The 16238-nt window shown below is 28.9% G+C and carries 13 protein-coding genes; 11 read left to right on the top strand and 2 right to left on the bottom strand.

Annotation, left to right across the window (positions count from 1 at the left end; translation table 11 throughout):
- The first annotated feature begins 390 nt into the window (after positions 1 to 390).
- Together pflB and pflA are read left to right on the top strand one after the other, a co-directional pair.
- Positions 391 to 2643: a formate C-acetyltransferase gene (pflB, locus tag BR82_RS0104300; protein WP_027089167.1), complete on the top strand. Its 2253-nt coding sequence runs from the start codon at positions 391 to 393 to the stop codon at positions 2641 to 2643.
- Positions 2644 to 2743: 100 nt separating this feature from the next.
- Entirely contained in the window at positions 2744 to 3493 is a 750-nt protein-coding gene (pflA, locus tag BR82_RS0104295; protein ID WP_027089166.1) for a pyruvate formate-lyase-activating protein, read from the top strand.
- A gap of 56 nt (positions 3494 to 3549) precedes the next feature.
- Here the strand turns inward: pflA and BR82_RS0104290 are convergent, their stop codons facing one another.
- Positions 3550 to 5202 (bottom strand): aryl-sulfate sulfotransferase, encoded by a 1653-nt coding sequence (locus BR82_RS0104290; protein WP_027089165.1) that lies wholly within the window; start codon positions 5200 to 5202, stop codon positions 3550 to 3552.
- A gap of 175 nt (positions 5203 to 5377) precedes the next feature.
- On the opposite strand from BR82_RS0104290, the gene BR82_RS0104285 reads away from it, so the two are divergent.
- The 9 genes from BR82_RS0104285 to BR82_RS0104240 all read left to right on the top strand — a co-directional run bounded on the left by BR82_RS0104285 (position 5378) and on the right by BR82_RS0104240 (position 15318).
- Positions 5378 to 5707 (top strand): PadR family transcriptional regulator, encoded by a 330-nt coding sequence (locus BR82_RS0104285; RefSeq protein WP_027089164.1) that lies wholly within the window; start codon positions 5378 to 5380, stop codon positions 5705 to 5707.
- The gene (locus BR82_RS0104280) at positions 5697 to 6383 is read left to right on the top strand and encodes a DUF1700 domain-containing protein (protein WP_027089163.1); all 687 of its coding nucleotides are present in this window, start codon (positions 5697 to 5699) and stop codon (positions 6381 to 6383) included. The genes BR82_RS0104285 and BR82_RS0104280 overlap by 11 nt, the downstream gene beginning before the upstream one ends.
- A complete protein-coding gene (locus BR82_RS0104275) occupies positions 6380 to 7156 on the top strand; it encodes a DUF4097 family beta strand repeat-containing protein (RefSeq protein ID WP_027089162.1) in 777 nt (258 codons plus the stop codon). The genes BR82_RS0104280 and BR82_RS0104275 overlap by 4 nt, the downstream gene beginning before the upstream one ends.
- Positions 7157 to 7158: 2 nt before the next feature.
- On the top strand, positions 7159 to 7338 hold the full coding sequence (locus BR82_RS0104270; RefSeq protein ID WP_027089161.1) for a PspC domain-containing protein: 180 nt from the start codon (positions 7159 to 7161) through the stop codon (positions 7336 to 7338).
- A 195-nt stretch (positions 7339 to 7533) separates the two neighbouring features.
- Positions 7534 to 8349 carry a hypothetical protein gene (locus BR82_RS0104260; protein ID WP_027089160.1) on the top strand — a complete coding sequence of 272 codons (816 nt, stop codon included), beginning with the start codon at positions 7534 to 7536 and terminating at the stop codon, positions 8347 to 8349.
- A gap of 27 nt (positions 8350 to 8376) precedes the next feature.
- Positions 8377 to 11403 carry a hypothetical protein gene (locus BR82_RS0104255; protein ID WP_027089159.1) on the top strand — a complete coding sequence of 1009 codons (3027 nt, stop codon included), beginning with the start codon at positions 8377 to 8379 and terminating at the stop codon, positions 11401 to 11403.
- 5 nt (positions 11404 to 11408) lie between these two features.
- Positions 11409 to 14081, top strand: coding sequence for an amidohydrolase family protein (locus BR82_RS0104250; protein ID WP_027089158.1), 2673 nt, complete (start codon positions 11409 to 11411; stop codon positions 14079 to 14081).
- A gap of 129 nt (positions 14082 to 14210) precedes the next feature.
- Positions 14211 to 14402: a hypothetical protein gene (locus BR82_RS0104245; protein ID WP_027089157.1), complete on the top strand. Its 192-nt coding sequence runs from the start codon at positions 14211 to 14213 to the stop codon at positions 14400 to 14402.
- A 184-nt stretch (positions 14403 to 14586) separates the two neighbouring features.
- Positions 14587 to 15318 carry a class I SAM-dependent methyltransferase gene (locus BR82_RS0104240; protein ID WP_027089156.1) on the top strand — a complete coding sequence of 244 codons (732 nt, stop codon included), beginning with the start codon at positions 14587 to 14589 and terminating at the stop codon, positions 15316 to 15318.
- Positions 15319 to 15335: 17 nt separating this feature from the next.
- On the opposite strand, the gene BR82_RS0104235 is transcribed toward BR82_RS0104240, so the two are convergent.
- Entirely contained in the window at positions 15336 to 16235 is a 900-nt protein-coding gene (locus BR82_RS0104235) for a diacylglycerol/lipid kinase family protein (protein WP_027089155.1), read from the bottom strand.
- Positions 16236 to 16238 lie beyond the last annotated feature (3 nt).

Below are 16238 nucleotides of genomic sequence, written 5' to 3'. Positions count from 1 at the left end.
ATATAATAAATAAAGGGAAAAATCTACTATTAATTGGATTAAATTTTAATAAAATTTAATAATCACATATTTTGTGTAAGCGCTTTTATTACGGGCGTGACATTATATATTATAAGGTAAGAGAATTTTGCTGAAAATAATTTGTTTTTTTAGTGCAAATTACTTGAATTATAAAAACAAAATATAATATAATGCAAGCGTGGATAACAAAAGGAAATAAAATCATTTTCCAGAATATAGTGTGTGTTATTCTTGTTAAGTAAGTTTATTACGAGAGAAGTAGAATATTAGTCTTGATGACATCCCTTGCAAAATCCATCGGATTATTATTTAAAACCTTGTAAAAGCTTTAATTAACGGTCATTAAAATTTCAAGGAGGAAAAAAAGACATGTTAAAAAAAGAACAATGGAACGGCTTTAAAGGTAGACTTTGGAAAGAAGAAATCAATGTTCGTGATTTCATCCAAAATAACTACAAACCATATTATGGTGATGAATCATTTTTAGCTGGACCTACTGATGCTACAAATAAATTATGGGGGAAATTACAAGAACTTCAAAAAGAAGAACGTGCTAAAGGCGGAGTTTTAGATATGGAAACTCATGTAGTTTCTGGATTAACTGCTTATGGTCCTGGATATATTGATGAAGAACTTAAAGACTTAGAAAAAGTTGTTGGATTACAAACTGATAAACCATTAAAAAGAGCATTTATGCCTTATGGTGGAATCAAAATGGCTGAACAAGCTTGTGAAACTTATGGATATACACCTGATCCAGAATTACACAAAATCTTTACTGAATATCACAAAACTCATAATCAAGGAGTTTACGATGTTTATACACCTGAAATTAGATTAGCTCGTCGTAATAAGATCATTACAGGATTACCTGATACTTATGGTCGTGGACGTATTGTTGGTGATTATCGTCGTGTTGCTTTATATGGTATTGATGAATTAATTGCTTTCAAACAACATGATTTAGCTGTTTGTGGAAGTGGTTCAATGAAAGAAGACATTATTCGTCGTCGTGAAGAAATCGCTGAACAAATCAAAGCATTACATGGTATGAAAAAAATGGCTGAAATTTATGGTTATGATATTTCTAACCCAGCTAAAAATGCTAAAGAAGCTGTTCAATGGTTATATTTTGGATATTTAGCAGCTATTAAAACTCAAAATGGTGCCGCTATGTCTGTAGGACGTGTTTCTACATTCTTAGATATTTATATTGAAAGAGATTTAGAAGCTGGAGTTATTACTGAAGAAGAAGCACAAGAATTGATCGACCATTTCGTTATGAAATGTAGAATGGTTAAATTCGCACGTATTCCTTCTTATAACCAATTATTCTCTGGTGACCCAGTTTGGGCTACATTAGAAGTAGCTGGTATTGGATCTGACGGTCGTCCAATGGTAACTAAAAACGATTTCCGTTTCTTACACACATTGGAAAACATGGGACCATCTCCAGAACCTAACTTAACAGTATTATATTCTTCTAGATTACCAGAAAACTTTAAGAAATATACTTCTAAGATTTCTATCGACACAAGCTCTGTACAATATGAAAACGATTGTGTAATGCGTCCAGTATGGGGAGACGACTATTCAATCTGCTGCTGTGTTTCTGCAACACAAACTGGTAAAGAAATGCAATTCTTCGGAGCGCGTGCTAACTTAGCTAAGTGTTTATTATATGCTATTAATGGTGGTGTTGATGAAAAAACTAAGACTCAAGTAGCTCCTGAATATCGTCCAATTACTTCTGAATATTTAGATTATGATGAAGTTATGAGAAGTTATGACCAAATGATGGACTGGTTAGCTGATATTTATGTAAATACATTAAACTTGATTCAATACATGCATGATAAATATTATTATGAAGCAGCTCAAATGGCTTTAATTGATACTGATTTAAAACGTACTTTTGCAACAGGTATCGCTGGATTCTCACATGTTGTTGACTCTTTAAGCGCTATTAAATATGCTAAAGTTAAAACAATTCGTGATGAAGATGGTATTGTTGTAGATTATGAAACAGAAGGTGATTTCCCTCGTTATGGTAATGATGATGATCGTGCTGATGATATTGCAGTATGGTTATTACAAACTTTCTTAGAAAAGATCAAAAAACATCACACTTATCGTGATTCTGAACCTACTACTTCTATCTTAACAATTACTTCAAATGTCGTTTATGGTAAAGCTACTGGTTCATTACCTGATGGACGTAAAGCTGGAGAACCATTATCTCCAGGTGCTAACCCAGCATATGGTGCTGAACAATCTGGTTTATTAGCTTCATTAAATTCTGTTGCTAAATTACCATATGAATGGGCATTAGATGGTATTTCTAATACACAAACAATTAGTCCTGATACTTTAGGTCATGATGATGATGAACGTAAAAATACTTTGGCTAGAGTATTAGATGGATATTTTGATCAAGGTGCTCATCATTTAAATGTAAATGTATTTGGAACTGAAAAATTAATCGATGCTATGGAACATCCAGAAAAAGAAGAATATGCAAACTTCACAATCCGTGTATCTGGATATGCTGTTAAATTTATTGATTTAACTCGTGAACAACAAATGGATGTTATTTCAAGAACTTGCCATAAATCAATGTAATAGTTATTGAAATTTAAGCAAAACAGCCTCTTTTAACAAGAGGCTGTTTTAATGAGATAATTATTGGAAATAATTATTAAATAATGAAAGGGAGAATAAAATGGATAATAAGATTATAGGAGCAGTGCATTCGATTGAAAGTTTCGGATCTGTTGATGGGCCAGGAATTCGTTATATATATTTTCTTCTTGGCTGTCCTTTACGCTGCAAATTTTGTCATAATCCTGATACATGGGCAAATGCTAAAGCAACAATGGAACTTACACCTCAAGAAGCTTTAGATAAAGCAATTAAATATAAAAGTTATTGGGGTAATGATGGTGGAATTACTGTAAGTGGTGGTGAGCCATTATTGCAGATCGATTTTATTACAGAATTGTTTAGATTAGCTAAAAAAGAAGGTGTCAATACTTGTATTGACACGAGTGGTGCTAATTTTACTAGAGAAGAACCTTTCTTTAGTAAGTTCAATGAATTAATGAAATATACTGATTTATTATTAGTAGATATTAAACATATAAATGATGAAGAACATACAAAATTAACTGGTAAATCAAATAAAAATATCTTAGATATGGCAAAGTATCTTTCCGAAATTGGTCAGCCAGTATGGATTCGTCATGTTTTAGTGCCAGGAATTAGTGATAAAGATGAATACTTGATTGAATTAGATAAATTTATTAACAGTCTTGATAATGTAAAAAAAGTAGAAGTATTACCATATCATACTTTAGGAACTTTCAAATGGGAGGAATTAAATATTCCATATCAATTAGAAGGTGTCAACCCACCTACACAAGATAGAATAGATAATGCTAATAAATTATTACATACAGCGAAATATAAGTAAAAAGATACCTTGATATAAAAGGTATCTTTTTAGATTGAAAGATATAACCAAAATAATTATTGAAACCAATAGTTATTAAAATCATATTTAAATACGCGATACCACCATGTATCTCCTGTACCGATAACAGTTTGAATAAGCTGATTATTACTGTCAAATTCAGAAGCCTCAAAAGCACTGCCACTATCAACAATGATATTATCGTCTAACTCTTGTACTGAACTAACATAACCAGAATAAGTTACTGATATACGATTAACTAATTCAAAAGTACCTGATTTTTCATCAACCAAATATTTGTCATAATAAGACTGTTCACCATTTACACCAATACTTGCTCCTTCATAATTAGTTTCATTTGAATAATCATAATCACGGGTTGAACATACAGTATTATTGTTATTGTAGAAATACAAATAATATTGTCCATCAGCTAAAGAATCATCTTCCTGGTAAGTAACACAATGTTGGCCAGCATTCAAAGAAAAATCACCAATTTGTTCAAGAACTAGATCATTATAGCCGCTTTCTTGCCAAAATGTTTTAGAACCGATCATATAATCAACAGTTGGTTGATCATAAATGTTATCAATTTTTATGATTGATGAAGTTTCTCGGGAGCTTATGATGATACTATCATCGTTGATTAGTTGAATTGAATTAATATGCATCCAATCAAGTGCTTCATCAGAATCTTCATCGATATTTAAAGTATTAAAATAATTAGTAAAAAGATCTTTAAGATCGATTATTTCACTTACATCTCCAGTATCACGATCAATACTAATAATAATATCTTCTTCTGTTTTAGCATCATTTTTAGAGGCTAAGACTAATAAATCATTTTCGCCACCCCAAATATAATCATGGTGAAGTTTATAATCACCAGTATTAAAGATTTCTGTTACTTGGCCTAGCCTGTTCATTCCTGCAATCTTGCTAGTCGAAATGCTATAATACATCATATCGTCATCAAAAATAATACGACAGCTTCGATAGCTTGTAATAGGTATTTCACTACGAATTGTTCCATTATTATCATATAGTAAAATGAAATCAACTTCTTCATTGTCTTCTGCTGTACGATTACCAAGCATTGCATAAAGACCATCGCTTAAGGGTTCACTACTATTGCCGGTAGTAACTTCTAATTGAACGTTATCTTCGCTACCAAGAAGCTTTGGCGCATCATAAGACCAATTTAGTGTATCGATGATATTTTCGTTTGCATCAGTTAAAGTAACAGTAATATTGTTAGTTGTTCCGGGAACGATTCCGACTAATAAATACTCATGTTCTGTTGTATAACCATTGTTATTACTGTTGTTTAATGTTTTTAAAAAATCATCATAGCCTTCAGCACTGATTGTATAAGAAACATTGCATTCATCATCAGTTTTAAAATACATATAAACACCTGTTGTGTTGGTACCATATGGATTAGCAATCAATAATGGTTCTTTAATAGTATAGTTATTTTTATTTTTTAATGTTTCTATTTGTTCATTGATTCCAGATTGATAATCAAGAGTATAAATTTTACTAATATCATCTGTAGTATTTGCTAATTCAATATAATCAATACTATTATTATCATCACTTGATGCTACCGTTTGTGGAGAATCATTTGTAAATAGGAATATCGCAACTAAACCGATTACAAGCACCACAACAGCTAAAAGAATATATAATTTTTTTGCCTTCTTCATTATTACCTCCTTACTTGATAATTATTTATGAGAAATATGGGAAAATTATCTATAAAAATTAAATAATTAACAAATTTTGGGAGTAAAAGATTTATAATTGTATATTATTGATTGACAAACAATATTATATATCATATAATATTATTGAATAATAAATATAGAAGGAGTGGAACTGATGATTTTTAATACAGGTGCTGCTTTGTTAGATGCAATCGTGCTTTCTGTTGTTTCAAGAGAGCCTAAGGGGACGTATGGCTATAAAATCACTCAAGATGTTCGAATTGCTTTGGATGTTTCAGAATCAACGTTATATCCAGTTTTAAGGCGATTATTAAGAGATAACTGTTTAGAAACATATGATCAAGAATATGGTGGGAGAAATCGTCGCTATTATAAAATTACAGCTCAGGGGCAGACACAATTAGAAATGTATCGTAGTGAGTGGCATGAATATGTTCAAAGGATAAATATTATTATTGAGGGGGATAAATTTAATGAATCGTAAGGAATTTCTTGAGAAGTTAGCTTATTTGTTACAAGATATTGAAGATGTTGAACGAGATGAAGCCTTACAGTATTATGATAATTATTTTGACGAAGCTGGAACCGAAAATGAAATTCAAGTAATCAATGATCTGGGGTCTCCAGAAAGAATAGCTGCAATCATTAAAGCTGGTTTGGAAAATAGATTTGATAATGATATTGAATTTAGTGAAAAGGGCATGGATAATGCTTATTATAAAGAGGCAAGGGAGATAATTGAGGCAGTTGATCATGAAAATCATCATGAAAAAAGAAAAAATAATTTTAAAGGTAATCCTGAACGTAATCGGATTTTAATTATTTTAATTTTGATTGGAATAGTGATCTTAGCCTTTAGTGGCCTTTTTGGAGTTGGGATAAGTGCATTGGCGTTTGTCTTAGCTGTGGGAATTGGAATATTAGTTGGCGGAGTGGTATGTTTAGCGGGGGCTCTAGCGTGTATTATTCATGGTTTTGTTTTATTATCAGCAACACCAGGCATGGGACTGATTATTTTGGCCGCTGGTTTTGCTTTGATTGCTTTAGCTGTTGTTTTTTTTGTTGTAGAAAAGGCTTTGATCAAAGCTGTTCCATTGGCAGTTAATGGAATAATAAACCTAGTAAAAAGAATTATAAATAAAGTAGGTGAAATGATATGAAAAAAACAACCTTGATAGTAATAGTATCTTTAATTATTGCAGCAGTTTTATTTATATCAGGTGTAATGTTAGATGGATTTACAGAGTTAAAAAATGCTTATCATCAGGATGATTTGAATATATCATTACCATTTATTAAAACAAAAGATGTAAAAAGTAAATTTGAAGATATTGAGAATCTAGATATTGAAGCTTCAACAGGTAAATTTGAAATCATTGAATATAGTGGGGATGTTATTGAAATAAAAGCTGATAATATTAGTCATCGTACTAAGATATATCAAGATGGCAGGACATTAGTTTTTAAAGAAAGTTTTAGATTTGGTTTTCCAATTGTTAATGATGCTGAGGTAAAAATATATGTACCTAAAGATTATCGATTTAATAAAGTAGAAATTGAAATAGATGCCGCAAGTGTAAAGCTGACAAATTTGATAGCTGAAGCATTAGAGGTTGATGTTGATGCTGGAGAGTTTAAAGCAGATAATATTATTAGTGAAAAAACAGTTGTTGATGTTGATGCTGGATCAGCGAAAATTGATTTACTGGATAGTAAAAAAAGTGAATTTAACGTAGATGCTGGTGATATCAAAGTTGTTATGACAGGAACCGAAAGTGATTATAGTTATGATGTGGATTGTGATTTGGGTGATATTCAAGTAGGCAGCTATCGTGGCGAAGGGGTGAGCGATGAGTATTATTATCATGGCGGTGATCGGATGATTGAGGCTGATTGTGATGTTGGAAATATTATAATAAAAATGGAGGTATAAAAATGAGACGTTTGTATCGTTCGGATGAAGAAAAAATGATTTGTGGTGTTTGTGGTGGAATTGCTGAGTATTTTGATTTAGATCCAACTTTGGTAAGATTGGCTTGGGTTGTTTTATTTGCCATAGGTGGTAGTGGTTTTTGGGCATATATTATTGCTGCAATAATAATTCCGCGCCGATAGTCGATGAAATCTCATCGGCTTTTTTTATTTGTTTTGATTATTTTTATTGCAATTATATTTATATATTTTTGGCTCTGTGATAAGATATAATTAGTTATAATGGTTGAATAAATATGATTAAATCAGCTTTTTTAATATGGGTTGGAGATAAGAAGTTTTGTGTTATCTCTTTAAAGAAGGGAGATAAGGTTAGATATGCAAAATATAATTAATAAGATAACATTATATGATATTGTTTCAACGATTGTACCGGGAATAATGGTTTTTACTGGTGTTTGTTCGATCATTCCAGCTGAGATCAAAAATCTTATTAGTGAAATAAATAATGAGTGGTTTGTTTTTGGATTAGTTATTGTTTTTAGTTATTGTGTGGGCTGGATGTTATCGCAAATGATCAAATATATTTATCGTTTCTTTGAAAAAAAGACAAATATAAATTGTCTTTATTTAGTTGTATGTATAATTACTGTTATATTTTTTATATTTAAAATAGAGAATATTAAATTAGTATTTTCATTGATCGTATGGGTCGTATTCATATCATTGGCAGGTAAAGTAAAGAAAAGAAATGATACTATTGAGTATAAGATTTTAATTAAGAAATGTTATAAATACTTAGTTGAACTATATGAGGGCTTTGATAAGAATTTTAATCTTGAAAATGAAAGCGGTTTAAAAAAGGCGGTTGAATCAATGAGTACTAGTTCTTATATGCTGATTCAAACGAATGAAAAATATAATCGCGTTCATAATTATAATTCATCAAAATCTTTTTCTAAAAATTTATCGGGCGTAAGTTTATTTTTAGCGCTTGTATTTAATTATCATTTGTTTACTAATGTCGGTGGTTTTAAATTTGATGTTATTTATAGTATGGCAATCGTTATTTGTGTTAGTGGATATTTTGTTTTAAAAAATCGCTATTTAATGTTTTCTGATAAATTAAAAATTTTAGTTTTGACATATTTTTTAGATTTTTTAGAAAATAAACAACGTGATAATAAGAAGTAGGATAATTTTAAGGGGAGGTAAAATTAAATGAATGACGCTAAAAAAATAAATTATCATATTGGAGCAAGAGAACTTGAATTAGAGAATGTTAAGCTGATGTTGCCTAATATTGGTAATATTAAAGATTTTATTAGTGATTTTCGCAAGAATGCTAGAAATAGTGATACTAAATTAAAAAGATTGTCTTATGAAAAATATGATAATTTTATTTCTATTTTAGGTGGTCGCGGTTTGGGAAAAACATCGATCATGATGACAATAATCAAACAAATTGAAAGTCATCAGTATTTTTCTGAAAATCATAAAAAGATGTCTTTTAATGACTATGATCTCATTTCTTCTTTGATCGTTCCTGATGACATGAGTGAGACGAGTGATATTTTAGGCTGGATAATTGTTGTTTTGGAAAAAATATATAATGATCAAATAAAAAGTTATACTAGAGCAGCTTGTTTATTGAATCGTGAAGATGATACCCGAGAAATTGAAAAAAAGGTTGAAAATCAGTTTAATGTATTAAAAAAGAATTATCAGCATCGTAAAATTGATTATAAAAATATTATTAATCGACAGTATCAAAATACTATTGATTATGTTAATCGCTCAACCGAAATTCAAAGCCAGGATTTTGATGTTGTGGAGACTTTTAGAACATTGATTGATTATTTGATTGAGTATAAAAAAATAATTAATAAAAGACATGGTTATGAAGAAGAACCGTTGATTTTCTTTTTCTTTGATGATGTTGATATGACAGCAAAATATTGTGGAACGATATTTGAAGATTTTTTAACTTTTTTATCACATTCACATATTGTTACATTTATTAGTGGTGATTATGATCTTTTTTGCCAGTCGATAACATTAAAAATGTTACAGGGGGAAAATCTAGATAATCGTGAGATTAAAGAGATATATTCATTTGGAAAAAATGAAAAGCAATATCAGGCTTTAGAAATGGCTAAGAGCCGCAGTGAGTTTTTTTTAAAGAAAGTATTACCGCCATTATATCGTTTTGAAATCAAAACATTGGATAATCGCAAGAAAAGTAAGCTGACATACGTAAACAATGGGGACGCTAGTGACCTGCTAAATAAAACAATGGAAGAATTATTAGCTAATATTTGTCTTGATAATGGTAATGAAGATTTCTTTTTTAAAAAGGGTCATACTGTAATTTATTCTTATTATTCGACTTTTAGTTCTAATGTCAGAGGCTTTATGAATGTATATATATATTTATGTCGTCAAAATTATCAAAAACTACAAACTAATAAAGATAAAATAATTTTTATTGAGGAATTTTTAGGAATTATTTTGAATTCAAAAAATACGTATCGAAAAAATTTGAATAATATTGATCGTTATTTATATATTAAAAATGAAAAAAGGTATGAAGATGGCGAAGATAAATGTTATGATAAATTGAGAATTGACTGTGAGGAATTAAAGGAAATTGTTGAAGAAAAGATAAAGGAAAATTATGAGGCAATTAAGTCTGAAAATAATGAGAATAAAAAGTATCTTCGTGATGATTATAAAGAAGAAATAGAAGCTTTGATTATTTTGCCTTTATTTATGAATGAATTGTTGAATTGTTTTTTTAAAAATGATTATAATGAACGTTATAAAAGAGTTAGAGATAAGTTGAAAAATATTTTTGTTCATGTATTTGTTCGAGCTTTTAATCAAAATATAACATTATTTTTACCTGATAATGCTGATATTAAAGATACTTTATTATTTTATTCATACATTACCACAAGAATGTCAATGAAAGCCATTAATGCAATCAATGGTGATCGTGTAATCAATTATGATATAAATGTTCGCTTATATAATGAAAATAATGATAAAAAGTATTTTGTGCAAATTATGAAAGCAGCATGTGATATTTTCAATGAAGAAAATGATAGTGACCCTAATAAAGAAGTTTATGATGTGTTATGTTATGGAATTAAAAAAGATGGTAAAAAAAGATCAGATTATGAAAGAAGTATAATCTCATTATTGATCAAAAAATATATAAATAGTAATTATAACTGGTTAAATAATTTGGAAAAGATGATAAAGAATAATTTATCATTGATGAATGGTCTTTACCCATATAAAAAATATTATGTAAATCAAATTATTCCTGTATTTGACGATATAAAGAATTTATTTGTAAGTGAAGAACTAAATAGAAAACTTTTTGATATATCACAATTATTAGAACGGTTTACATTTATATTTAATGATGAAAATATGATTCGTTTTTTTGGCAGAGATGATATGAATGTTATTGGAACATTTATAAACATTATTAATACATTTATTCCTGAATTAAAGAATATTGAATATAGCGAAGTTTCTAATAGTAACACTTATTTAAAGATGATCGATGATTATTATACTCGTCCTAAATATTCAAATAATAATGATACACCAAGAATCGATCATCTAGAGGATCTATATTTTAAACAGCAAATAAATGCTTATGCAACAAAAGTGGAAAAATATAAAGATAATTATGAAGGTCATGAAAGACAATTTATTGAAAGAATGTATCTTTTAACTAAACAAGTTTTTGATTATTACTATTTAGAAGCCGAAAATTACCATCGTTATGATATTGTTGACGTTGAAAATATCCATAGCAATATTATGAATAACGCTGATATTTATCTTAAAATAGAGGATGATGAAAGTAGTGAGTTAAGCCAGGAAGTATTTAATATTATTGTTCAAATATATTATGATGTAGTTGATAATAACGACTGGATGAATAATTTTAGACCTAAATTAATGAATTTAATTAGTAAATTAAGTGATGAAACGGTAGTACGAAATAAATGTTGTGATTATATTATGGAGGAGCTAAGAGCCCTTTATAATTTGGTAAATGATCAAAATAGTTTTGATCGAGATAAAATGCTAGCTAAAGCTCAGGCACTGTTATACATAACTCCTATTTATGTCATGAGTCTGTATTTATATGATCTAGTATGCAGTGATAATGAAGAACGTAGATTTTTCTTGAATTTACTAAGTGTTTTTAATAAAGAGTTGTAATAATTATGAATACTTATAATTTGATACTGACAATTGCAATTGTTACATTACCATATCGTCATTTTAGGTTTATTAAGGATGATTATTATGCAAAATATTTAAATGGTGAAATCACGTATGATGAGTTTATTTTAGTGATTTTTAGTATTATAAAAAATGAGATTTCGATTAGGGATATGGATGAGTTTATTTTAATACTTGAAAAAATATTTCCACGCCAGCTTAGAAATATCAAGTGTGATAAGGGTGATCAGTTAACAGAATTTTATTTTGAATTGTTAGGAAGGTTAGGATCGTCTTTATTGAGAATTGAGGATTATAAAATATATTTGAATCAGATGTATATCAATAATCGAAAAGATTTATTTTCGGCATATAATGAAAATCAAAGAATCTTGATCTGGTATTATATTTCAAGGTGGATGGAAATGACACCAGTAATTATTAATCATTTAAATAGATTTGTTACTTCTATTGAAGATTTTATATGTAGTAATGAGGGATTACATATTCATGTATTAAACAATTATCAAAGTAGTGTGTTTAAAGAAGGTTTTTATGAAACGCATGTTCATTTCGGGGGTGCGATTGGTTTTAATTTACAATGGTGGGCGATGATAGGTAAAAGACCGTTAAATTATGATGTTCGTCGTTCGCTTAGTGAATTAAATAAAGTTAACAAGATCAAAAGCAGTTATTTTGATTATGAATTGTTTTCTTTAGCATCGCTTGCAGTTCGTTATATTTTGATGAAAATAATATTTTTTGATCAGGAAGTTTATGACAGGGATTATATCTTATTGACAAAATATGCTTCAGGTGAACTTAATGATGATGATCGGGATTTGATAAATAAGGTTATTGAAAATATTGATATGGAGATAATTATGTATCACCGTGATGATTATAATAATTGTGATAATAATTATAACGATTATATTAGTTTATTTATTGGTAAAAAAAATGAGGATCAAAGTGAAAATATTTTTATTCATCACTGCATAAAATATATTAAGAAAAATAAGTATCAAAAAACTTTATTTAATCAGTGTTTTTTTAATTATTTGCGAGTGAAAAATAGTGTTTTTGCTTTGAAAGTACAAACTGAAGAGGTTAAAGGATTATCATATTTTAGTAATTTTTATCGTGCAAATGTTAATCAGTGTATCAGTTTAAAAGATAAATTAAATTTAGTTCTTGATCATTATTATCATCAAGAGAAGATCAAAGGCGTAGAACTTAAAATTGCTTATATTCATGGTGTGAATCTTGATGAATTAATTAGTGCTTATAAGGAAAAGATTTTGGAGTTAGTTAATTATCATATTGAATGGTATCAAAAAATAGAAATTACTAGGCGCGCGATGAAATTAGGCTTTATTGTAATGTTTAAAAAGAAAAGGCCGGTTAGTCATATATGTTATAAAGAATTTGCTTTAAGTAATGATTATAAATTTTTAAAACATGGTTATTTACAATATGAGTTAATAAATAATGTTATAGCTTTACAGCATTTACGTAATAATATAGAAGGTTTAGAAAATTATATTATTGGAATCGATGTTGCTGGAAATGAGCATTATTGTGAACCCTATGTTTATGCTCCGGTGTATCGATTAATAAGAAATCCTCATCATGAAATAGTAGAAGAATCACAGAATCCGCAATTAATTGAAAAATACTATAATTATAACATTTTTCCTGCTAAAAGATTAGGATTTACATATCATGCCGGAGAGGTTTTTTCTAGTATTGTCAGTGGGTTACGACATGTTGATGAAGTGATAGAACATTTTAACTATATGGAAGGCGATCGAATTGGTCATGGCTTGGCATTAGCCTTGGATTTAAAACGCTATCTTCGAGACAAAAAAGTTACGCAGATAAAAAAAATCGATTATTTAAAAAATTTGCTTTGGATCTATATTCAGATATCTAAGAAAGATTTAAAATTAAATATTAGCGAGAGTTTATTAAGAGATAAGATTTTAAGTACTTTTAGAGAAATTTATTCAGAAAATGAGGATTATACAGTTGATATCCATGTTTTAGTTGACTGGTATAACTATAATTTTAGCTGTATTGATAAAAAAGTACTAAAGATGAGTAAAAAGTGCTGTTATTTTTCATATGCCTGCAAGAAAAAAAGTTTAAATAAAGCAGATTTTAGATGGACGCTTGAAGAATTATTAGTAGCTGATCATTGTAGTTATTTTATAGACAAAATGAATGAATCTATTTTGATTGTTGAAAATATCGATGATTATGAATTATATGATAGATTGCAAAAATATGTTAGAAACAAGGTTGCTAACAAAGGTATTATTGTAGAAATAAATCCAGTATCAAATAGTTTGATTGGTGATATTGATGATGTTACATTATTACCGTATTTAAATTTAGATGCAATTGGTTTTAATGATGATCATAGTAAACAAGTATTATTGACAATCAATACGGATGATCCAGCAATTTTTAATACTGATTTACTTTTCCAATTTGCGCTGTTAGAAGCACAGTTTACAGACATGGGCTATTCAAAAAAAGAAATCATTGAATGGCTTGATTTTGTAAGAAAAAATAGCAATTTTTCAACATTTTTATCAACGGTAGAAACTAGTGGTAAACAGGAAATCGAAGTTTTAAAGTTGCTAAGAGCGAATATTTTAAGTTCATAAAATGAATATTTATTGAACGAATTGAATAAATTATGCTATAATATTGTTGATTTTAGATTGCATAGTTCAAATTCATTAATTGATTTTTTAATTATTTCATATAGTATAATGGAAGGAGGCAATATAATAGTGACTAGATTTTATACAAATCCTCCGAAAAAAAGTTGTCGAAAAATTGATGTTTCAAGATCTAAAAATATTGCTTTGAATAAAAGAAAACAAAGTGTTCATACTGCTACAGGTGATTATGTTCTTGATTATTTTACCTTGCAGGAACGGCGAAAAAAGGTTTCTAAGAGGATAACGAAGCAGGCTTTTTAATTTTAAAATAACTTAGAGAAGGATTGGCTCTTAAATTAATGATTTTCGTCATTGGTTTAAGAGTTTTTATTTAAAGAAATAAGTGTTAAAATAGATATTATAGTGATATTAAACATTTTAGGATAATAACAAATTATCATTTTAATATTATATACTTGAAGTTTAGATGAAAAGGGAGGAAAAGATGAAAGAAAATAAATATGATAATGAACAGTTTTTTAAAAAATATGGAATGATGGAGCGCTCCAAAAAAGGGTTAGAAGGTGCTGGAGAATGGCATGAATTAAAAAAGATTTTACCTGATTTTAAAGGTAAAACAGTCCTTGATCTAGGATGCGGCTACGGCTGGCATTGTGCATATGCCATAAAGCAGGGAGCAGATTATGTTTTAGGTGTTGATATTTCAAAAAAAATGTTAGAAGCAGCTAAAGCAAAAAATGCCGATACGAAGATCGAGTATCGGTGTCAAGCAATGGAAGATTTAGAATTTTCAGAAAATAAATTTGATATTATAATCAGTTCATTAGCATTTCATTATATAAAAGATTTTGCAGGATTGGTAGAAAAAATTGTAATGTGGCTAAAAGAAAACGGTGAATTTGTTTTTTCGGTCGAACATCCGGTTTTTACAAGTTATGGCAGTCAGGACTGGTATTATGATGAAAATGGTAATATTCTTCATTTCCCTGTTGATAATTATTATTATGAAGGAAAACGTGAAGCTGTTTTTCTTGGCGAAAAGGTTATTAAGTATCATCGAACATTAACTACTTATTTAAATTGTTTGTTATCAAAAGGTTTTGAATTAAAACATGTTATAGAACCTCAGCCATCATCAGAAATGATTGAACTTCCTGGGATGAAAGATGAAATGAGACGGCCAATGATGTTATTAGTTTCTGCTAAAAAGAAATAAAAAAAGGGGAAATCCCCTTAAATTGGAATTAAAATATTAACGGCTTGACTAACAACTTGAATAGTTGCTGGAAGTGGTGAACCCTGTTCACCATCAATGTCGAGCAATACCTCTTGCTTACTGTATATTTCAATTTTTTTAGCTTGAAAATATGAGATAAATGGGCTATTAGCGTGCTTTTTTAAAATATAATCTTTAGATAGGGCAACTAAATCGGTAACAGAGCATTTTTTGATAATAATTAAATCTAATAATCCATCTTGGATATCAGCTAATGGAATAATGTTTTCAAAGCCGCCAACTCGATTAGTGTTAGTAATCATAAACATTTTAGCTTCTTCTTCAATTACATTTACATCATCAAGGATGATCTTGAGATTAATATTAGTATTTAATTGACTTGGTAAATTAGTTAATCCACTAAGGTAATAAGCTAAAGGACCAAGTCTTTTTTTATCGGCTTTACTAACTGTAAAAGAGACATCACTAAACATTCCGCCAGCAGCTACATTCATAAAATAATGATTATCAACTTTACCAACATCGCAGCAGACAGTATGGAAATTGCTGATCATATCACAGATATCATTAATGCTGGTTGGTAAATTTAAATAGTTTGCAAAGTCATTAACGGTTCCTGCAGCTAAAATACATAAAGGAATAGTTTTATGACTTTCAACCATTCCACTTATTACTTCATTGATTGTACCATCACCACCGACAACGACGATAAAATCATAATTTTTTTCATCACATTTTAATGCTTTATAGTAACCGTCATCTTTTTTAGCGGTATAAAAAATATCTACATGATTTACTAGTTGTTTGATAATTAGTTGACCAATTAATTTATCTAAACTGTTTTGTAAAGAACGTTGTCCAGATGAAGGATTTATAATAAATAAACAGCGTTTCATAAT

Origin of the sequence: Thomasclavelia saccharogumia DSM 17460, from assembly GCF_000686665.1 — a bacterium.
Classification (GTDB): Bacteria; Bacillota_I; Bacilli_A; order Erysipelotrichales; family Coprobacillaceae; genus Thomasclavelia; species Thomasclavelia saccharogumia.
Note: the sequence above shows the minus strand (reverse complement) of the source record. Positions and strands in the feature narration are given on the sequence as shown.